At 68.1% G+C, this 19,946-nt stretch carries 15 protein-coding genes; 5 read left to right on the top strand and 10 right to left on the bottom strand.

What is annotated here, in order from left to right; genetic code table 11:
• Positions 1-1,009: 1,009 nt before the first annotated feature.
• Positions 1,010-2,221, bottom strand: a complete 1,212-nt coding sequence (locus AC5WJ1_RS11730; RefSeq protein ID WP_195431890.1) for an MFS transporter — start codon at positions 2,219-2,221, stop codon at positions 1,010-1,012.
• Between the two features lie 344 nt (positions 2,222-2,565).
• Between AC5WJ1_RS11730 and AC5WJ1_RS11725 the strand changes: the two genes are divergently transcribed.
• From AC5WJ1_RS11725 to parC, 3 genes are all read left to right on the top strand, one after another.
• A complete protein-coding gene (locus AC5WJ1_RS11725) occupies positions 2,566-4,557 on the top strand; it encodes a DNA topoisomerase IV subunit B (protein WP_133093039.1) in 1,992 nt (663 codons plus the stop codon).
• 66 nt (positions 4,558-4,623) lie between these two features.
• Entirely contained in the window at positions 4,624-5,436 is an 813-nt protein-coding gene (locus AC5WJ1_RS11720) for a lytic transglycosylase domain-containing protein (protein ID WP_133093038.1), read from the top strand.
• Positions 5,437-5,505: 69 nt separating this feature from the next.
• On the top strand, positions 5,506-7,848 hold the full coding sequence (gene parC / locus AC5WJ1_RS11715; RefSeq protein ID WP_135705601.1) for a DNA topoisomerase IV subunit A: 2,343 nt from the start codon (positions 5,506-5,508) through the stop codon (positions 7,846-7,848).
• A gap of 64 nt (positions 7,849-7,912) precedes the next feature.
• On the opposite strand, the gene AC5WJ1_RS11710 is transcribed toward parC, so the two are convergent.
• Positions 7,913-9,742, bottom strand: a complete 1,830-nt coding sequence (locus tag AC5WJ1_RS11710; protein ID WP_195431891.1) for an ABC transporter ATP-binding protein — start codon at positions 9,740-9,742, stop codon at positions 7,913-7,915.
• A 181-nt stretch (positions 9,743-9,923) separates the two neighbouring features.
• Positions 9,924-11,606, bottom strand: coding sequence for an L-lactate permease (locus tag AC5WJ1_RS11705; protein WP_135705599.1), 1,683 nt, complete (start codon positions 11,604-11,606; stop codon positions 9,924-9,926).
• Positions 11,607-12,018: 412 nt separating this feature from the next.
• On the opposite strand from AC5WJ1_RS11705, the gene AC5WJ1_RS11700 reads away from it, so the two are divergent.
• Positions 12,019-12,672 (top strand): LysE family translocator, encoded by a 654-nt coding sequence (locus AC5WJ1_RS11700; RefSeq protein ID WP_135705598.1) that lies wholly within the window; start codon positions 12,019-12,021, stop codon positions 12,670-12,672.
• Positions 12,673-12,708: 36 nt separating this feature from the next.
• On the opposite strand, the gene AC5WJ1_RS11695 is transcribed toward AC5WJ1_RS11700, so the two are convergent.
• From AC5WJ1_RS11695 to AC5WJ1_RS11665, 7 genes are all read right to left on the bottom strand, one after another.
• On the bottom strand, positions 12,709-13,353 hold the full coding sequence (locus AC5WJ1_RS11695) for a glutathione S-transferase family protein (RefSeq protein WP_133093033.1): 645 nt from the start codon (positions 13,351-13,353) through the stop codon (positions 12,709-12,711).
• Between the two features lie 31 nt (positions 13,354-13,384).
• Positions 13,385-14,575, bottom strand: a complete 1,191-nt coding sequence (locus tag AC5WJ1_RS11690; protein WP_133093032.1) for an aminotransferase-like domain-containing protein — start codon at positions 14,573-14,575, stop codon at positions 13,385-13,387.
• Positions 14,576-14,659: 84 nt separating this feature from the next.
• On the bottom strand, positions 14,660-15,115 hold the full coding sequence (locus AC5WJ1_RS11685) for a RidA family protein (RefSeq protein ID WP_133093031.1): 456 nt from the start codon (positions 15,113-15,115) through the stop codon (positions 14,660-14,662).
• Between the two features lie 15 nt (positions 15,116-15,130).
• The gene (locus AC5WJ1_RS11680; protein ID WP_135705597.1) at positions 15,131-16,054 is read right to left on the bottom strand and encodes a DMT family transporter; all 924 of its coding nucleotides are present in this window, start codon (positions 16,052-16,054) and stop codon (positions 15,131-15,133) included.
• 129 nt (positions 16,055-16,183) lie between these two features.
• On the bottom strand, positions 16,184-16,831 hold the full coding sequence (locus AC5WJ1_RS11675) for a LysE family translocator (protein WP_135705596.1): 648 nt from the start codon (positions 16,829-16,831) through the stop codon (positions 16,184-16,186).
• Complete coding sequence (locus AC5WJ1_RS11670) at positions 16,828-17,541, bottom strand: alanyl-tRNA editing protein (RefSeq protein WP_494476093.1); 714 nt, start codon at positions 17,539-17,541, stop codon at positions 16,828-16,830. Before AC5WJ1_RS11670 ends, AC5WJ1_RS11675 begins: the two co-directional genes overlap by 4 nt.
• Before the next feature lie 39 nt (positions 17,542-17,580).
• Positions 17,581-18,258, bottom strand: a complete 678-nt coding sequence (locus AC5WJ1_RS11665) for a VOC family protein (protein WP_135705595.1) — start codon at positions 18,256-18,258, stop codon at positions 17,581-17,583.
• 84 nt (positions 18,259-18,342) lie between these two features.
• On the opposite strand from AC5WJ1_RS11665, the gene AC5WJ1_RS11660 reads away from it, so the two are divergent.
• Positions 18,343-19,881, top strand: a complete 1,539-nt coding sequence (locus AC5WJ1_RS11660; protein WP_135705594.1) for an aminotransferase-like domain-containing protein — start codon at positions 18,343-18,345, stop codon at positions 19,879-19,881.
• Positions 19,882-19,946 lie beyond the last annotated feature (65 nt).

The raw sequence follows: 19,946 nt of genomic DNA, 5'->3' as shown, positions 1-19,946 counted from the left end.
TGTTCAAGCGCCGGTGTCGCTGTTGGTGACATGCTGTCGGCTGTTTATGCGTCCGCTGTCGCTGCTTATGACATGCTGTCGGCCGTTGAGCCGCCTGGTTCCGCCCTCCTGGGCGGGTCACTTTTTGTCCGAGCGACAAAAAGTAACCAAAAAGCGCGTTTACTGCCCTGCGGGCGGTCACTCTTATCGTAGTGGGCTTGGGCTTTCGTACGGGGCTTTGCTTCGTTGCAGAGCAGGACTGCCTGACGCCTTGGTGCGCCAAGGTGGCCTGCGATTAAAGCGATGTTTGAACGAGCCCAGAGCTGTGGCGGGCCCCTGCTGCCGACCGCAACGTAGGAACGCCTACGGCTGCTGCGCTGCGCGCCGGCCCTAAGGTGGCAGGGCTGCGCCCACGTCCTGATCCGGGCCTCGGGCCCGGCGTCCTTCACGACCGCGCTGTGCGAGCGCAGCGATGCACTCCGTGCCCAAGCCCCCGACCTACGATACTGAGCGCGCGCAGCGCAGCCGTAGGCGTCCCCGCGTTGACGCCGGCAGCAGGCGGCCTGCGCCCGGCATGGGGATCGTCCAATAGTGGGTCGACGCAGCCACTATCCCAAACTCACCTGGCGTAGCAGGTTTGAGCCACCAGCCACATCGAACGGAAATCACCACCGCCCGACCCACCCACGCCGCCAAATTGATAGCCAGCCGCTCAGGCGACGCGTTTTTTGGTTACTTTTTGTCGCTCGGACAAAAAGTGACCCGCCCAGCAGGGCGGAACCAGGCGGTTCAACGGCCGACAGCATGTCATAAGCAGCGACAGCAACGCTTCAACGGCCGACAGCTTGTCACAAACAGCGAAAGCGGCGATTCCACGGGCCTGCCCAACCTCACCCGCACCAAGCCAGCACCATATTCGTCAGATCAACCACAAACGAAGGCCGCAGATACCCCACGAAGCCAAGCGCCAGCACCCCGCCCAGCACCGCCAGCCCGGCTGCCTTCGCCATGCGCGCGCGGCCCGCAACCATCACGCCGCCACCGGCTGACCACGCACCAGCGCCTGCTCGCGAATCGGCAGGTTAACCAGCGCCGCCAGCACTCCCAGCCCGATCGAAATCAGCCACACCGTGTTGTACCCACCGGTACGGTCATAGAGATAGCCCCCCAGCCACGCCCCAAGGAAGCTGCCGATCTGGTGCGAGAAAAACACCACCCCCGACAGCATCGACAGGTACTTCACCCCGAACACCTGCGCGATGATGCCGTTGGTCAGCGGCACCGTCGACAGCCACAGGAACCCCATCAGCGCCGCGAATACCCAGGTGCTCGCCACCGTCAGCGGCAACAGCAGGTAGCCGGCGATCACCACGGCGCGCGCCAGGTAGATAAACGCGAGCAGGTAGCGCTTGGGCAGCCGCTGGCCCATGGCGCCGGCGGTATAGGTGCCGAACACATTGAACAGACCGATCAGCGCCAGCGCCACGACGGCCACCTTCGGGTCGGTCAGGCCCTGGTCCTTCAGGTACGGCGCAAGGTGCACGCCGATAAACACCACCTGGAAGCCACACACGAAGTAGCCCAGCGTCAGCAGCTGGTAGTTGCGGTTGCCGAAGGCCTCGCGGATCGCCTGGCCGATGGTCTGGTGCTGGCCGGCGCCGTGCGCCATCTCGCTCGGTTCGCGCAGGGTCAGCGCCAGCGGGAGCATCACGCAGGCCATCAGCGCCATCACATAGAGCGCGTTCTGCCAGCCCAGGCCGGAAATCAGCCCCTGCTCCACCGGGATCATCAGGAACTGCCCGAACGATCCCGCCGCGGCGGCGATGCCCATCGCCCACACGCGCTTCTCGGGGCTGGCCACGCGGCCGATCACGCCGTAGACGATGCTGTAGGTGGTGCCGGACTGGGCGATACCGATCATCACCCCGGCGCCGGTGGCAAAGGCCGTGCCGCTGGTCGCCAGCGCCATCACCACCAGGCCCGCCACATACAGCGCCACGCCGACCAGCATGATGCGCAGCGCGCCGAACTTGTCGGCCAGCGCGCCGGCGAAGGGCTGGCTGGCGCCCCACATCAGGTTCTGCAGTGCCAGCGCGAAGGCGAAGGTCTCGCGGTTCCAGCCGTGCGCCTGCGTGATCGGCAGGTTGAACAGGCCGAAGCCGTGGCGGATGCCCATCGATAGCGTGACGAGCAGGCCCCCGCACACCAGCACGGTGGTCAGGGAAAGTTGTCGGTTTTGCATGTCTTGGCTCGGTGTGCGGCTGGCCGCGCGGTGGCGCGGCGCCGGCATGGATTGTCTGTGCTTGTTGTGAACCGTGCCGGGACGGCAATCTGGCTTGCCGTGGGCGGGGTGGTGGCGAGTTTACCCCGGACGCGGAAAACGCGTACGCCACCCGCTTGATGCCGGCGGCGCGGCAGAAAGTGGCGGCGCCGCGGCAAATGCGGCGCGGGCCCCGGCGGCAGCCGCAAGCGTTTTTCAGCGGGAATACCGCCCCGCGCATCCATTACAATGCAGTGCCCGGTGCCCCGGCGCGTGCACAGTTGTACGCCCGCGGCAGCCGGGACATCCACTTTCGTAGCGACTCCATGGCGAGCAAAACCAGTCAGTACAGCGAATCTTCCATCCGGGTCCTGAAGGGCCTGGAGCCGGTCAAGCAGCGCCCCGGCATGTACACCCGGACCGACAACCCCCTGCATATCGTGCAGGAGGTGATCGACAACGCCTCGGACGAGGCCCTGGGCGGCCACGGCTCCGAGATCCTGGTGACCCTGCACCGCGACGGCAGCGTCAGCGTGGAGGACGACGGCCGCGGCATCCCGGTGGGCATCCACCCGGAAGAAGGCGTGCCGGTGGTCGAGATCGTCTTTACCCGGCTGCACGCCGGCGGCAAGTTCGACAAGGGCAAGGGCGGCGCCTATGCCTTCTCGGGCGGCCTGCACGGCGTGGGCGTGTCGGTGACCAACGCGCTGTCGACGCAGCTGGACGTGACCGTCTGGCGCGACGGCATGAACTCGACGCTGACGTTCTCCGGCGGCGACGTGACCTCGCCGCTGGCCTCGCGCAAGCTCGAGCGCGGCGAGAAGAAGAACGGCACGCGCGTGCAGGTGTGGCCGGACGCCAGGTATTTCGATTCGGCCGCGATCCCGCAGGCCGAGTTGCAGCGGCTGCTGCGCAGCAAGGCCGTGCTGCTGCCGGGCGTCAAGGTGACGCTGGTGCTCGAGAAGAGCGGCGAAACCCAGACCTGGCAGTACGACCAGGGCCTGAAGGGCTACCTGGTCGAAGCGCTGGCGCAAGGCAGCGGCTCGGAGCTGGTGATACCGATGTTCGAGGGCGAGCATTTCGCCGATCCCGACGCCAACCCCGGCGAGGAAGGCTTTGCCGACGGCGAAGGCGCCTCATGGGTGGTGGCCTGGACCGAGGACGGCGCGCCGGTGCGCGAGTCCTACGTCAACCTGATCCCCACGCCGGCCGGCGGCACGCACGAGTCCGGCCTGCGCGAAGGCCTGTTCCAGGCGGTCAAGAGCTTTATCGAGATGCACGCGCTGCAGCCCAAGGGCGTCAAGCTGATGAGCGAAGACGTGTTCGCGCGCGCCTCGTTCGTGCTCTCGGCCAAGGTGCTCGACCCGCAGTTCCAGGGCCAGATCAAGGAACGCCTGAACAGCCGCGACGCGGTGCGGCTGGTCTCCACCTTCAGCCGCCCGGCGCTGGAGCTGTGGCTGAACCACCATGTCGAGTACGGCAAGAAGCTGGCCGAGCTGGTGATCCGCCAGGCGCAGGCGCGCACGCGCGCGGCGCAGAAGGTCGAGAAGAAGAAGGGCTCCGGCGTGGCCGTGCTGCCCGGCAAGCTGACCGACTGCGAATCCACCGACGTGACCCGCAACGAGCTGTTCCTGGTCGAGGGCGATTCCGCCGGCGGCTCGGCCAAGATGGGCCGCGACAAGGAATTCCAGGCCATCCTGCCGCTGCGCGGCAAGGTGCTCAACACCTGGGAGACCGAGCGCGACCGGCTGTTCGCCAACAACGAGGTGCACGACATCGCGGTGGCGATCGGCGTGGATCCGCACGGCGCCAACGACGAGCCCGACCTGTCCAACCTGCGCTACGGCAAGATCAGCATCCTGTCGGACGCGGACGTGGACGGCGCGCATATCCAGGTGCTGCTGCTGACGCTGTTCTTCCGCCACTTCCCCAAGCTCATCGAGGCCGGCAACGTCTATGTGGCGCGCCCGCCGCTGTTCCGCGTCGATGCTCCCGCGCGCGGCAAGAAGCCGGCGCAGAAGCTGTACGCGCTGGATGAAGGCGAGCTGGTGGCCATCCAGGACAAGCTGGTCAAGGACGGCGTCAAGGATGGCAGCTGGCAGATCTCGCGCTTCAAGGGCCTGGGCGAAATGAGCGCCGAGCAGCTGTGGGAAACCACCATGAACCCCGACACGCGCCGCTTGCTGCCCGTGACGCTGGGCGAATACGACCTGCCGCAGACCGTGGAGATGATGAACATGCTCATGGGCAAGGGCGAGGCCGCGCAGCGCCGCAGCTGGCTGGAAGAGAAGGGCAACGAGGTCGAGGCCGATATCTGACCACTGGAGCGCCGGCCCGCGATTGGGGGGATAATCCCCCAGTCCGCAGACCAGCAGGAACGCACGATGACGACGAGACCCCCCGGCAATCCATGGCGCAGGACGGCAGCCGCCGTGCTGGCGCTGGCCGGGCTCGCCTGCGCGCCGGCGGCCCATGCCGAGCTGTGGGGCTATATCGATGCCGACGGCATCGCGCACTTTGCCGACCAGAAGCTCGACTCGCGCTACAAGCTGTTCATGAAGGACGGCGGCAAGCTCGACAGCGCGCGGCTGGCAGCGATCCAGCGCGGCAGGGCGCCAGCCGGCGCGGACGGCGCTGACGATATCGACCTCGAACAGCACAAGCTCTACCGGTACGTCGTCAACCATCCCAATATCAAGACCGTCGAGCCGCTGATCCACCAGATCGCCAGCAGGCAGGACGTCGATCCCGCGCTGGTCAAGGCGGTGATGGCGGTCGAGTCGGGTTTCAACCCGGGTGCGGTCTCGCCAAAGGGTGCGATCGGGCTGATGCAGGTGATTCCCGACACCGGCGCGCGCTTCGGCGTCAGCGCCGACCAGCGCCGCACGGTCGAACAGAAGCTGGCCGACCCGCGCACCAACATCACGGCTGGCGTGCGCTACCTGCGCTGGCTGATGCAGCTGTTCCCGAACAACCTGGAACTGGTGCTGGCGGCGTATAACGCGGGCGAAGGTGCGGTGCAGCGTTACAACAACCGGATTCCGCCGTACCCCGAGACGCGGCAGTATGTCAGCACGGTCCTGCAGTTCTACCGGTTCTACCAGCCCGCCCAGGGCGCGGGGCCCATGCGCGCCAGTGCCATTGCCGACGGGCCGCGCGTAAAGATGGTGATCGGCGGGCGGCGCAATATGCCCTGACCGGCATGACCGAACCACAAGCAACCCGGCGCGCTGCTGCAATATGGCGCGCCGAATTCTTGCCTATCCATGGAACAACAAGACATCACGTTTCAACCTGAAGAGCCGGCCGATTCGCTGACGCTGGCCCGCTACGCCGAGCGCGCCTACCTTGACTACGCCGTCAGCGTGGTCAAGGGCCGCGCGCTGCCGGAAGTGGCCGACGGCCAGAAGCCGGTGCAGCGCCGCATCCTGTTCGCGATGCACGAGATGGGCCTGCGCGCCGATGCCAAGCCGGTCAAGTCCGCGCGCGTGGTCGGCGACGTGCTGGGCAAGTTCCACCCGCACGGCGACCAGTCCGCCTATGACGCGCTGGTGCGCCTGGCGCAGGACTTCTCGCTGCGCTACCCGCTGATCGACGGCCAGGGCAACTTCGGCTCGCGCGACGGCGACGGCGCCGCGGCGATGCGGTACACCGAAGCGCGCCTGACGCCGATCTCGCGGCTGCTGCTCGACGAGATCGACCAGGGCACGGTCGACTTCGTCCCCAACTACGACGGCTCGATGCAGGAGCCGAAGCTGCTGCCGGCGCGGCTGCCGTTCGTGCTGCTCAACGGCGCCTCCGGCATCGCGGTGGGCATGGCCACCGAGATCCCGCCGCACAACCTGCGCGAGGTCGCCGCGGCCACCGTGGCGATGATCCGCAACCCGAATATCTCGCTGGCCGAGCTGCTGGCGCTGATGCCGGGCCCGGACTATCCCGGCGGCGGCCAGATCATTTCGCCGGCGGCGGACATTGCCCAGATCTACGAGAACGGCCGCGGCAGCCTGAAGGTGCGCGCGCGCTGGACCATCGAGGAAATGGCGCGAGGCCAGTGGCAGATGGTGGTGAACGAACTGCCGCCGAATACTTCCGCGCAGAAGGTGCTGGAAGAAATCGAGGAAATCACCAATCCCAAGATCAAGGCCGGCAAGAAGGCGCTGACGCCGGACCAGCAGCAGCTCAAGGCCACCGTGCTGGCGGTGCTGGACGCGGTTCGCGACGAATCCGGCAAGGACGCGCCGGTGCGGCTGGTGTTCGAGCCCAAGAGCAAGAACATCGACCAGCAAGAGTTCATCCAGGCGCTGCTGGCGCATACCAGCCTGGAGTCGGGCGCGCCGATCAACCTGGTGATGATCGGCACCGATGGCCGCCCGCGCCAGAAGGGCCTGCGCGAGATCCTGGGCGAGTGGATCGCGTTCCGCTTCGACACGGTCACGCGCCGCACGCGCCATCGCCTGGGCAAGGTCGAGGACCGCATCCACATTCTCGAAGGCCGGATGCTGGTGCTGCTCAATATCGACGAGGTGATCCGCATCATCCGCGAGAGCGACGAGCCCAAGCCCGCGCTGATCGAAGCCTTCGAGCTGACCGACCGCCAGGCCGAGGACATCCTGGAAATCCGCCTGCGCCAGCTGGCGCGGCTGGAAGCGATCAAGATCGAGAAGGAACTGAAGGACCTGCGCGAAGAGCAGGCCGACCTGGACGTGCTGCTCAAGTCCGAGACCATGATGCGCCGCCGCATCATCAAGGAGATCGAGACCGACGCCAGGCAGTACAGCCCGGAAGACAAGGATCCGCGCCGCACGCTGATCCAGGAAGAACGCCGCGCCGCGGCCGAAGTGCGCGTGATCGACGAGCCGGTGACGGTGATCATGTCGCAGAAGGGCTGGGTGCGCACGCGCCAGGGCCATGGCCACGATCCGCAGCAGTTCACCTTCAAGGCGGGCGATGCGCTCTACAACACCTTTGACTGCCGCACCGTCGACGTGCTGCTGGTGTTCGGCACCAATGGCCGGGTCTATTCCGTGCCGGTCTCCAGCCTGCCGGGCGGGCGCGGCGACGGGGTGCCCATCACCACGCTGATCGAGTTGCAGTCCGGCAGCCAGGTGGCACACACCTTTGCCGGCAGCGCCAGCCAGCGCATGCTGATCGCCACCGCCGGCGGCAACGGCTTCCTGACCACGGTGGCCGACATGACCGGCCGGCAGAAGGGCGGCAAGTCGTTCCTGACGCTGGACGACGGCGATGCCCCGCTGCCGCCGGCGCCGATCGGCGACGAGGCCACGCATGCGGCCTGCCTGTCCGGCAATGGCCGCCTGCTGCTGGTGGCGCTGGATGAGGTCAAGGTGCTGTCGGCCGGCGGCCGCGGCGTGATCCTGATGGAGCTGGAGCCCAGGGAGAAGCTGCTGCAGGCGGTGGCCGTGGGCGCGCCGGGGCTGATGCTGTCGGGCGCGGGCCGGGGCGGCAAGCCGTCGTCGCAGAAGCTGGCCGGGCAATCGCTGCTGCCGTATGTCGGCAAGCGCGCGCGCAAGGGCAAGCAGATCGAGGCGAAGCTGAAGGAGCCGAGGATCGATCCGGTGCGGGTGGAGGCGCCGGGCAACGGCAACTGAGTTTCGCCGGAGCCAGTGTTTGCTCCCCTCTCCCATTCATGGGAGAGGGGAGCAAACAGCAGGATCAATCCACCCCCACAAATCCCCCCGTCTGATGCGCCCACAACCGCGCATACAGCCCCCCATGCGCGAGCAATTCCGCATGCGTGCCGCTCTCCACGATATGCCCGTTGTCCAGCACCACCAGCCGGTCCATGCGCGCGATCGTCGACAGCCGGTGCGCGATGGCAATTACCGTCTTGCCTTGCATCAGCGTTTCCAGGCTGTCCTGGATCGCCGCTTCCACTTCCGAATCCAGCGCCGAGGTCGCTTCATCGAGGATCAGGATCGGCGCGTTCTTCAGCAGCACCCGCGCGATCGCGATGCGCTGGCGCTGTCCGCCTGACAGCTTCACGCCGCGTTCGCCCACCTGCGCCTCCAGTCCGGTATTGCCGTGGGCATCGACCAGGCCGGGAATGAACTCGTCCGCGCGCGCGCCGTGCAGCGCATTGGCCAGGTCGGCCTCGGTGCTGGAGGGTTTGCCGTACAGCAGGTTCTCGCGGATCGAGCGGTGCAGCAGCGAGGTGTCCTGCGTCACCATGCCGATCTGCGCGCGCAGGCTTTCCTGCGTGACATCGGCGATGTCCTGCCCGTCGATCAGGATGCGGCCGCTTTCCACGTCATAGAGCCGCAGCAGCAGGTTGACCAGCGTCGACTTGCCCGCGCCGGACGGGCCGACCAGGCCGATCTTCTCGCCCGGCCGCACCGTCAGGTTGACGCCCTCGATCACGCCCGAGCCCTTGCCGTAGTGGAATCCCACCTGCTCGAAGCGGACTTCGCCCTGCGTCACGCGCAGCGGCTGCGCATTGGCGCGGTCATTGACCTTGCGCGGCACGGCGATGGTCTTCATGCCGTCCTGCACCTGCCCGACGTTCTCGAAGATGCCGTTGACCACCCACATGATCCAGCCGGACATATTGTTGATGCGGATCACCAGGCCCGTGGTCAGCGCGATCGCGCCAGTGGTGACATGCCCGGTGCTCCACAGCCACACCGCCAGCCCGGTGGTGCCGGCGATCAGCGCGCCGTTCATGGCGGTGATGGTGACGTCCATGCCGCTGACCATGCGTCCGGCCAGCCGGGTCTTTTCGGTCTGCTCGGCCATGGCGTCGCGCGCGTAGTCCTCTTCCTGCCGGGTATGGGCGAACAGCTTGAGCGTGGTGATGTTGGTATAGCCGTCGACGATGCGCCCCATCAGCCGCGAGCGCGATTCGGTGGCGATCACCGAGCGCTCCTTCACGCGCGGCACGAAGTACAGCAGCGCGGCCACGTAGCAGGCGATCCACAGCAGCAGCGGGATCATCAGCCGCCAGTCCGCCTGCGCGAACAGCACCAGCGAACTGACGGCGTAGATCACCACGTGCCACAGCGCGTCGACCGCCTGCACGGCGGAGTCGCGCAGCGAGAAGCCGGTCTGCATGATGCGCTGGGCGATGCGCCCGGCAAAGTCGCTCTGGAAGAACGACAGGCTCTGCTTGAGCACGTAGCGGTGGTTCTGCCAGCGGATCAGGTTGGACAGGCTGGGGTTGATGACCTGGTGCACCAGCACGTCGTGCAGGCCGAAGAAGATGGGCCGCAGCAGCACCGCCACCACCAGCATCCACACCAGCTCGTTGCGATGCCGGCTGAAGAATTCCGCGCCGGGCGTGGTCTGCGCCATGTCGACCAGCCGGCCGAGGAAGCTGAACAGCGCCACCTCGATCAGCGCGCCGACCAGGCCCACCAGCAACAGCAGCACGAACACGCCCCAGACTTCGCGCAGGTACCAGGTGTAGAAGCGCAGGACCTGGCCTGGCGGCTCGCGGTCGGGCATGGGACGGAAGGGGTCGATCAGTCTTTCCAGGCGACGCAACATGGCAGGGTTCCCGTTGTGTGCCACGGCGCGCCCAGTCGTCCGTGTTGTCCTTGCAGGATCCGGGGGGCGCTTGCGGCGGATCAGACGCAACATGATACGCGCGTTGCCCAATGGAAAAGCCCCACCAGGGGCGGGGCCTTGTCCGAAACGCCTTGCCGAAATTGCCGCGGCGGCAGGGCACTCAGGGGTGGTGGATCACCATATGCGTGAACGGCGGCACGTAGGCCTGCAGCGTCACGAACAGGCCCACCAGGATCGCCAGTACGATCGAGTGGAAGAACACGTAGCGCAGGATGTCGCCTTCGTGGCCGTACCACTTGGTCGCCGTGGAGGCCACCACGATGGACTGCGCGTCGATCATCTTGCCCATCACGCCGCCCGAGCTGTTGGCCGACGCCATCAGCACCGGCGACAGGCCCAGCTGCTCGGCGGTGGTCTTCTGCAGGCCGCCGAATAGCACGTTCGAGGCCGTGTCCGAGCCGGTCAGCGCCACGCCCAGCCAGCCCAGCATGGTGCCGAACAGCGGGTAGAGCACGCCGGTGTGGGCGAAGGCCAGGCCCAGCGTGGCATCAAGGCCCGAGTAGCGGGTCAGGTAGCCGACGCCGAACATCGCGCAGATGGTCAGCAGCGAGTAGCGCACCAGCTTGATGGTTTCCCAGTACTCCTTGAACAGGCGCGGCACCGAGTAGCCCATCAGCAGGCCGCCGGCGATCGCCGAGACAAAGATGCCGGTGCCGGCCATCGACAGCACGTTGAAGTTGAACACGGCGCCTTCGATGACTTCCTTGGGCACCACCGGCGGCACCTTGACGATGGCCTTGTCGAGACCCGGGATCGGGAATTTCCAGGCCCACACGCTATCCATCAGCTTCTTGAACTCGGGGATGCCCCAGACGAACACGAACACCGTCAGGATCACCCACGGCATCCAGGCCTTGGCCACCGAGATGCCGGCCGAGGCGGCGCTGGCGGCGGCATCGGCTTCCAGCGCTTCGGGATGGTCAACCTTGGATTCGTCGTGGCGGCCCAGGATCTTGGTCGAAGTCCAGATTTCCTTCGGATGCCAGACCTTCAGGAACAGCGTCAGCGCGCCCATCGACACCAGCGCCGCGATCACGTCCACCAGCCACGGGCCGTGGAAGTTCGACACCAGGAACTGCGGGATGGCAAAGCTCACGCCCGCGACCAGGATCGCCGGCCAGATCGCCAGCATGCCGCGGAAGCCGGCAAAGGCCCAGATCAGCCAGAACGGCACGATCACCGAGAAAAACGGCAGCTGGCGGCCGATCATGGCCGACAGGTCGAGCAGGTCCAGCCCCGTCACCGAAGCCAGGCCGATGATCGGCGCGCCCAGCGCGCCGTAGGCCACCGGCGCGGTATTGGCGATCAGCGCCAGCCCCGAGGCGGCCAGCGGCGAGAAGCCCAGGCCGATCAGGATGGCGCCGGTCACGGCCACCGGCGTGCCAAATCCGGCGGCACCCTCGAAGAAGGCGCCGAAGCTGAACGCCACCAGCAGCAGTTGCAGGCGGCGGTCCTCGGTGATGCCGGAGATCGAGTTCTGCAGCACCTTGAACGATCCGTTCAGGGTGGTGAGCCGGTGCAGGAAGATGATGTTCAGCACGATCCAGCCGATCGGGAACAGCCCGGAGACGATGCCGAGCCCCGCCGCCTTGCCGGCCATCGCCGCCGGCATGCCGAACACCGTGGATGCGACCACGATGCCGATCAGCAGCGCCAGCCCCGCGGCCAGGTGTGCCTGCATATGAAAGAACGCCAGCGCTGCCAGCAGCACGGCGACGGGAATGCCCGCGGCAATGGTCGACAGCGCCATATTGCCCAGCGGGTCATAGACTTGACTCCACACGATCGAAATCCTCCTCAGGTTGGCTCGGGAGCCCGGGCGATCTGCGTGCCCTGGGGCGACCCGCTTGCGCTTTGCACCGGCGCGCGGCATCCGCCGCGCGCGGGAAAGAACCAGCGATTGTAGGAACGGGTTCCGTGTTCGCTTCCGTACATTGCGTCATGCATGGCATGAGCCACATTCAGGGACTAGGGATTCCCCGAAGGGCATGGCAGCGCACGTGGGACGCACCCGGCACACCGCCCAGAGTACTCTAAACGGCGCCTGTTGCAAAAGTATGCCTGCCTGCGCGTGGCCCGGATGACTGGCCTGGCAGCCATGGCGGGGGACTGGCGCGAGCGCGGTGTAGCGGCGCATACTGGCGTTCGCCATGACGCGGGCGCTGCCCGCATGCCAACATCGAACGAGCTGCCCCATGACTGAATTCCTGCCCGCGTGGCCGCTGCTGACCGCCTTCGTGCTGGCCAGCCTGGCGCTGGCCATCACCCCCGGCCCGGCCGTGGTCTATATCGTGACGCGCACGCTGGCGCAGGGCCGGCAGGCCGGGCTGGCGTCGATCGGCGCGGTGGCGCTGGGCAACCTGGGTAACGCCATCGGCGCGTCGCTGGGGCTGGCGGTGCTGTTCTCGGTGTCGGCGCTGGCGTTCTCGGTGGTCAAGTACGCAGGTGCGGCCTACCTGATCTGGCTCGGCATCCGCGCGCTGCGTGGCGGCGCTGCGGCGGCGGGCGGCGGTACGCCGGAGGTGGCGCAGCGCAGCCTGCGCCAGGTGATGCGCGACGGCTTCGTGGTGGCGCTGCTCAACCCCAAGACCGCGATCTTCTTCGCCGCCTTCCTGCCGCAGTTCATGAACCCGGCCGGCTCGGCGCTGGCGCAGAGCCTCGCGCTGGGCGTGGCCTTCGTGCTGATCGCCGCCACCACCGACGCCTGCTACGTCATGGCCGCGGCCGCGGTGATGCCGGCGCTGCGCCGCGCCGGGCGGGCACGCGCATTCGGCCGCTACCTGACGGGGGCGGCGTTTATCGGGCTGGGGATCTTTACGGCGACTTCGGGCTCGCGTGCCGCGAAATAGGCAGCTAGAAGCAGAGGAAGGAAAAACTGCCGCCGCTCAGCGCAGCGGCAGTTCCAGGATGCCGCCGGCGGCAGGGCGGGCACGCATTGCCGCCAGCCAACGCTGCAGGTCGGGCCGCGGCTGGTGCTGGATCGGCAGGCCCATCCAGCGGTGCGCGGCGCAAGCCAGCGAGATATCCGCCATGGTGAAGCGGTCGCCGCCGATGAACTCCCGGCCCGCCAGCGCCTTGTCCAGCAGCGCCGCCAGCCGCTCGGTGCGGGCGCACGAGGCCTGGATGGCGGCTTCGTCGCGCTCGCCGTCGGGCGTGCGCACCAGGTTCAGGAACGCCGTCACCATGGCCGGGCTGAAGGCCGTGGTCTGCCAGTCCATCCAGCGGTCGGCCGAGGCGCGCGCCTTGACGTCTTCGGGCCACAGCGTGCCCTCGCCGTAGCGCGCGCACAGGTAGCGCACGATCGCGTTCGATTCCCACAGCACGAAGGGCTCGCCGCCCACGTCCGTGCCGCGGAAATCCTCGATCACCGGGATCTGGCGGTTCGGGTTCAGGCGGACGTAGGCCTCGGTGTCGAGGTCGCCCTTGTTGACGCCGATATCGACGCGCTCATGGTCCAGGTGCAGCTCGCGCGCGCACCAGACCACTTTCTGCACGTTGATGGAGGAGAGTCGGCCCCAGATACGCAGCATGTCGGCTCCTGGATTGCGCGCCCGTGCGGCGTCAGGCCGCGCGCGCTTGCCTGGCGGCAGCGGCGGCGATGGACTCGCGGAACAGCTCGCCCAGGATCGCCACGCCCTGCTCGATGCGCTCGGGCGGCACCGTGACGAACGCCAGGCGCAGCGCATTGCGCTTCGGGTTGCTGGCGTAGAACGGCGCGCCCGGCACATAGGCCACGTTGCGCTTCACCGCTTCTTCCAGGATAGCCATGCTGTCCAGCCCTTCGGGCAGCTCCATCCAGATAAACATGCCGCCTTCGGGCGTGTTCCAGGTCACGCCTTCCGGCATATGGCGCTTGAGCGCGTCCAGCATGGTCTGGCACTGCTTGCTGTAGAGCTCGCGGATGGTCGGGATATGGCGGTCGAGCAGGCCGTCGCGCACGGTCTCATAGGCCACGCGCTGCGTGAAGGTCGGCGTATGCAGGTCCGATGCCTGCTTGGCCTGGCACAGCTTGAAATGCAGCTCGGGCGGGGCGATCACGTAGCCCAGGCGCATGCCGGGAGCCAGGATCTTCGAGAACGAGCCCATGTAGATCACGCCGTCCGGATTCATCGACAGCAGCGTCGGCAGCTGGTCGCCGGTATAGCTGAGCGCGCCGTACGGATCGTCTTCCACCACCAGCACGCCCAGTTCCTGCGCGCGCGCCACCAGTGCCTGGCGGCGCTCCAGCGGCAGGCGGCGGCCGGTTGGGTTCTGGAAGTTGGGCAGGGCGTACAGGAAGCGCGCGCCGGCGGTCAGCTCGGGCGTCAGCGCCTCGGGCACCAGGCCCTTGTCGTCGGTCGGGATCGAGACGAACTCGGGTTCGAACAGCGAGAACGCCTGCAGCGCGCCGAGGTAGCTGGGGGTTTCCACCATCACCTTGCTGCCCGGGTCGATCATCACCTTGGCGATCAGGTCCAGCGCCTGCTGCGAGCCGGTCACGATCAGCACGCGCTCGACGCCCACGCCGTGGCGCTTGGCGATGAATTCACGCAGCGGCAGGTAGCCTTCGGTGGCGGCGTATTGCAGCGCCGCCTGCGGGTTGTCGGCGAATACGCGGGCCGTCGCTGCCTCCATGGCCGCTACCGGGAACGATGCCGGCGAGGGCAGGCCGCCGGCGAAGGAAATGACTTCCGGACGCTCGGTGACCTTGAGGATTTCGCGGATGGCCGAGCTGGTCAGTTGCTGCGCCCGGCGGGAGATGGCCCATTTCATGATGTGTCTCTTGTGGTCTGGGAGGGTGTTTCTGTGTGGCAAGGCCGGCCGGTGGCGGTCGCCCGGGCCGCCGGCCGGCGGAAATTACTGCACCTCGACGATCATCTCGATCTCGACGCAGGCGCCCAGCGGGACCTGCGCCACGCCGAAGGCGCTGCGCGCGTGCTTGCCCTTGTCGCCAAAGACTTCGGCCAGGAACTCGGAAGCGCCGTTGGTGACCAGGTGCTGCTCGGTGAACTCGGTGGTGGAGTTGACCAGGCTCATCACCTTGACGATGCGGGTGACGCGGTTCAGGTCGCCCACGTGCGCGTGCAGCGTGGCTAGCAGGTCGATGGCGATGGCGCGCGCGGCGGCCTTGCCCGATTCGGTGTCGATGTCCTGGCCCAGCTTGCCGGTCCATACCTTGCCGTCCTTGCGGGCGATATGGCCCGACAGGAATACGGTATTGCCGGTCTGCGCGGCCATCACGTAGGCGGCGGCAGGGGCGTTGGCGGTCGGCAGTTCGACGCCGAGGCGGGCAAGGGTGTCGTAGACGGACATGCGTTGGACTCCTGGTCAGTGAATGCGTCCTGGAAGGACAGGGGACGTTTCCGGGGCGGCGGCAGGTGCGCTCTGGCGCACGGCGGCGTTGCGGCCGAGGGCCACGACAGCGATCACCGCCACCGCGAAGGCGATGGTGGGGGCGTCAAGCGGCTCGGCCAGGATCAGCGCGCCGCCCGCCAGCGTCAGGAACGGCTGCAGCAATTGTATCTGCCCGACGCGGGCCACGCCGCCTTTTGCGAGGCCGGCGTACCAGAAAAGGAAGCCGACAAACATCGAGAACACCGAGACATAGGCCATGCCGGCCCAGGCACGCGGCGAGGCCGCGGCGATCGCCGGCAGGTCGCGCAGCGCCAGCCAGGCCACCACCGGCACCAGCACCGGCAGCGACGCCACCAGCGCCCAGCTGATCGTCTCCAGCCCGCCCAGCTCGCGCGACAGCTTGCCCCCCTCGGCATAGCCCAGTGCGCCCAGCACCACCGCGGCAAACAGGTACCAGTCGGCGTGCTGCAGGCCGCCGGCGCCTTGCCAGGCGGCAAAGCCGACCACCAGCGCGCTGCCGGCCACGGCCGACAGCCAGAACGCCGGCGACGGCCGCTCGCGCCCGAACCAGGCCGCGAACACGGCCGTGACCAGCGGCAGCAGGCCGACCACGATGGCGCCGTGGCTGGCCGGCACCTCGCGCATCGCCAGCGACGAGAACACCGGGAAGCCGGCCACCACGCCCAGCGCAGTCACCGCCAGCCGTTGCCACTGGCCGCCGCGCGGGCGGCGTGCCGCGGCCAGCGCGCCGCGCATGGCCAGCAGCGCCAGCGCCAGCAGCGCGGCCAGGACGGCGCGCGCCAGCGCGACGAAGATCGGGTCCAGCTCGGCCACTGCCATGCGCGTGAACGGCAGGGTCTGGCTGAATATGGCCACGCCGATGAAGCCGAGCAGCATGCCGCCTGAATGGGGCGCGGCCGGTATGGAAGCAGGCGAGGGAGTTTGCGAGGGAGTTTGCGAGGGAGTTTGCGAGGGAGTTTGCGAGGGAGCGGACATGGTTGGCGTCTTGTGTTCTTGTCGTTCGGTTCAATGCACGCCGGGCCGGGCGCTGACAGCGATCCACAGCGCGGTCAGCGCCAGAGCCGCGCCCATGGCACGGTTAAACCAGCGCACGCGCTCGCCCTCGCGCAGCCATTGCCGCAGCGCCGCACCCAGCACGCCGTACACGCCGTTGCTGACGAAGCCCAGCAGTGCGAATACGCCGCACACCAGCAGCAGGCGCTGCAGCGGCGCGGTGGCGCCGGCCATATAGGACGCCGCCACCGCCAGCGCCAGCATCCACGCCTTGATGTTGGCGTACTGCAGCACCGCCGATTGCCACACGTTCAGCGGCCGCAGCACCTGCCTTTCGGCCAGTGTCGTGCCGCGCGCGATCTTCCACGCCAGCCACAGCAGGTAGGCCACGCCGGTTAGATGCACCGCCGATGCCAGCGCCGGCTGGCCGAGGACCAGCGCGCCCACGCCGACCGCGCACAGCGCCAGGATGCTGGCAAAGCCGAACGCTACGCCGACGCAGTGCGGCAGCGTCGCGCGCAGGCCGAAGTTGGCGCCGGTCACCGCGGCAATGGCGGTGTTGGGGCCGGGCGTGAACAGGCCGACCGTCAGCAGCGTCAGCAGGGCCAGGAACTGCGCCGCGGTCAGGCCGGTGAGCAGGCCGGAGGTCACGGCCGTCATGCGAACGCCACCACGACGCGGCGGTTGGTGCGGCTCTTCTTCTCGATTTTGGTTACCGCCACGGTGCCGATCTCGCAGGTATTGCCCACATGCGTGCCGCCGCAGGGCTGGCGGTCGACGCCGGGGATCTCGACGATGCGGATGCTCGAGGTCCCCGCCGGCGGCGCCGCGCCGATGGTGCGCACCAGTTCCGGCTGCGCGGCCAGCTCCTGCGGCGTGATCAGCGTGATCCGCACCGGCGTTTCCGCGCGGATCAGCGCGTTCAGGCGCTCGGTCAGGCCGGCCTTGTCCAGCGTCGACTCCGGCAGGTCGAAGTCGATCCGCGCCGAGTCCGGCGAGATGCCGCAGCCGGTCACCGGCACCGGGATCAGCGAGCCCAGCAAATGCAGGCAGGTATGCAGGCGCATCAGCCGGTGGCGGCGCGCCCAGTCGATGGTGACCGTGACGCGCTCGCCCACGCGCGGCAGCGCGGCGTCCGGCGCAGGCATATGCAGGATGCGGCTGCGGTCTTCGGCATAGATCGTGTCGACGATGGTCACGGTGCGGCCGTCGGGCAGCGCCAGCGTGGCGGTGTCGCCGGCCTGGCCGCCGCTGCGCGCGTAGCAGACGGTCTCGTCCAGTTCGATGCCTTCTGCGCTGGCCGCCAGCACGGTGGCGGTGCAGTGAACGAGATAGGGATCGTCGTCGAAACGCTTGCGGGTCGCGGACATCGGTGTCTCCTTGGGATTCTTGTTGCTTGTCTGGTCTGGCTAGCGCAGCGTGCGGATGCCCTGCGGGGTTTCGATCTCGGCCGACAGTTCCGGCTGGCCCTCGCCCTGTTCGATCGCGATCAGGTGGTCCGCGCCCAGCCAGGCCAGGCCCTGCCGCAGCAGTTCGGCGCGCGGATGGCGCCCGGACAGCTTGCGCAGCGCCAGGTCCTGCCGCGGCAGGCTGATGCCAGGGTAGGCGGCCACGTCCCACTGGATCAGGCTGGGGAGCAAGCCGTCGCCGGCGGCATCGGCCTCGCCTTGCCAGCCGGGCAGGGCGCCGTCTTCGGGCACCGTGATGCGCCAGCGCAGGTCGCCGCGCGTCATCGGGATCACCGGCGCGATCCGGGCCGGGTATTGCGACTGCCACAGCGTCAGGTCGGCGGGGCGCTCGACGCGGGCGGCCCAGTGCAACAGGAACGGACCGTTCTCCAGCCGTTGCCGTACCGCCTCGGTGTCGAGGCCGAACCAGCGCGGCCGCGCTGGCGCGGCGGCGGCCGGGTCGATCGCGATCACTTCCAGGTAGATGCCGCCGAACATGCCGAGCACGCGGTTGTGCGTGCCCATGGCGGCATGCGCACCGCCACCCTGGGGAGCAATCCCCAGCAGGTCGGCGACATGGGCGGTGCCGGCGTCCAGGTCGGGCGCGGCGATGACGAGGTGGTCGAGGGCGAGCTTCATCTTGGCTTGATGGTAGACAAGGTAGTCGGTACAGTACCGGTACAGTTCTGCGTATCGTCTTCAGTACAGTTGCAGGAGCCGCACATGGATGCGAACACCAGGGACGCGGATACCACCGCCGCGAATCCCCAGCAGCATAGCGGAAGCGGCGCGCGCGGCACCTCCGCCCAGGCCGGCGGACGCCCGCTGCGCCTGGTGCTGCCGCCCACCGAGCGCCTGCCCGACCCGATCCCGTCGGCCCAGATGACGCTGGTCGAGCAACTGACCGAATGGGCCCGCATGCGCATAGACGAACGCGTGTTCCGCGCCGGCATGCGCATGCCGTCGATCCGCCAGCTGGCGCAGGAAAAGGGCATCTCGCGCTTTACTGTGGTGGAGGCTTATGAGCGGCTGGTGGCGCTGGGCTACCTGGAATCGCGCCGCGGCTCGGGCTTCTACGTGCGCGAGCGTGCGCCGGCCGCGCCCGCGGCGCCGGTGTCGTCCAACGCGGCCGAGGCGCGCAATATCGACGTCACCTGGCTGCTGCGCAGCATGTTCCATACCGCCGAGGCGCACAAGGCGCCGGGGCTGGGCTTCCTGCCCAACGAATGGCTCGATGGCGAGCTGATCGCCAGCGCGCTGCGCGGCCTGGGACGCCAGCCGGGCAACCATTTCCTGGCCAGCGGCACGCCGCAAGGCTTCCTGCCGCTGCGCCAGCAGCTGCGCACCCGGCTGGAGGAACTGGAGATCCGCGCCGGCGCCGAGCAGATCGTGCTGACCTCCGGCATCACCCAGGCGCTCGACCTGATCGCCCGGCTCTACCTGCAGCCCGGCGACGCTGTGCTGGTCGGCGACCCGGCGTGGTTCGTGATGTTCGCGCGCTTTGCCGCGCAGGGCGCGCAGGTGATCGGCGTGCCGTACACCGCCGAGGGGCCGGACCTGGAGGCGCTGGAGCGCATCGTGCAGGCGCGGCGGCCCAAGCTGTTCGTGATCAACTCGGTGCTGCACAACCCGACCGGCACCTCGCTGTCCGCCGCCAAGGCCTTCCAGCTGCTGAAGCTGGCCGAGCAGTACGACTTCCTGATCGTCGAGGACGATATCTACTGCGACCTGTGCCCGCCCGGCCACGCCGCCACGCGGCTGGCCAGCCTGGACCAGCTGCGCCGGGTGATCTACCTGGGCAGCTTTTCCAAGACGCTGGCGGCCAACCTGCGCGTGGGCTTTATCGCCGCGCACCCGGAGATGGCATCGGCACTGACCGACAGCAAGCTGCTGGCGGGCCTGGCTTCGCCCGAGATCAACGAGAGGGTGCTGTACAAGGTGCTGACCGAGGGGCACTACCGCAAGCATGTCGAGCGGGTGCGCACCCGGCTGGACCGCGCCCGCGACGAAACCCGGCGCGAGCTGGAGCGGCTGGGCCTGCGCCTGTTCCCGGGCCAGCATGCCGGCATGTACCTGTGGGCCGATACCGGGCGCGATACCAACGCGATCGCCACCGCGGGGCATGAAGAGGGCTACCTGTTCGCCCCCGGCAGCCTGTTCTCGCCGTCGCAGATGCCGTCGGGGTGGATGCGCTTCAATGTCGCCAGCAGCGGCGACCCGGACATGCTGCGCTTTCTCGGGCGCCAGCTGGAACGGCTCTGAGCCCTCGTTGCCCTGCACGCGTTACATTCCCCGGGCCTTGAAAAATGGCCCGGGCGGCCCTATTT

Source organism: Cupriavidus sp. MEYA8 (assembly GCF_059278825.1).
This window is presented reverse-complemented; position numbering and strand designations above follow the sequence as displayed.

Excerpts from the sequence above, each read along its gene's own strand:
- AC5WJ1_RS11730 (WP_195431890.1), bottom strand. The coding sequence starts at position 2,221 with ATGCAAAACCGACAACTTTCCCTGACCACCGTGCTGGTGTGCGGGGGC.
- AC5WJ1_RS11725 (WP_133093039.1), top strand. The coding sequence starts at position 2,566 with ATGGCGAGCAAAACCAGTCAGTACAGCGAATCTTCCATCCGGGTCCTG.
- AC5WJ1_RS11720 (WP_133093038.1), top strand. The coding sequence starts at position 4,624 with ATGACGACGAGACCCCCCGGCAATCCATGGCGCAGGACGGCAGCCGCC.
- parC (WP_135705601.1), top strand. The coding sequence starts at position 5,506 with ATGGAACAACAAGACATCACGTTTCAACCTGAAGAGCCGGCCGATTCG.
- AC5WJ1_RS11710 (WP_195431891.1), bottom strand. The coding sequence starts at position 9,742 with ATGTTGCGTCGCCTGGAAAGACTGATCGACCCCTTCCGTCCCATGCCC.
- AC5WJ1_RS11700 (WP_135705598.1), top strand. The coding sequence starts at position 12,019 with ATGACTGAATTCCTGCCCGCGTGGCCGCTGCTGACCGCCTTCGTGCTG.
- AC5WJ1_RS11695 (WP_133093033.1), bottom strand. The coding sequence starts at position 13,353 with ATGCTGCGTATCTGGGGCCGACTCTCCTCCATCAACGTGCAGAAAGTG.
- AC5WJ1_RS11690 (WP_133093032.1), bottom strand. The coding sequence starts at position 14,575 with ATGAAATGGGCCATCTCCCGCCGGGCGCAGCAACTGACCAGCTCGGCC.
- AC5WJ1_RS11685 (WP_133093031.1), bottom strand. The coding sequence starts at position 15,115 with ATGTCCGTCTACGACACCCTTGCCCGCCTCGGCGTCGAACTGCCGACC.
- AC5WJ1_RS11680 (WP_135705597.1), bottom strand. The coding sequence starts at position 16,054 with ATGCTGCTCGGCTTCATCGGCGTGGCCATATTCAGCCAGACCCTGCCG.
- AC5WJ1_RS11675 (WP_135705596.1), bottom strand. The coding sequence starts at position 16,831 with ATGACGGCCGTGACCTCCGGCCTGCTCACCGGCCTGACCGCGGCGCAG.
- AC5WJ1_RS11670 (WP_494476093.1), bottom strand. The coding sequence starts at position 17,541 with ATGTCCGCGACCCGCAAGCGTTTCGACGACGATCCCTATCTCGTTCAC.
- AC5WJ1_RS11665 (WP_135705595.1), bottom strand. The coding sequence starts at position 18,258 with ATGAAGCTCGCCCTCGACCACCTCGTCATCGCCGCGCCCGACCTGGAC.
- AC5WJ1_RS11660 (WP_135705594.1), top strand. The coding sequence starts at position 18,343 with ATGGATGCGAACACCAGGGACGCGGATACCACCGCCGCGAATCCCCAG.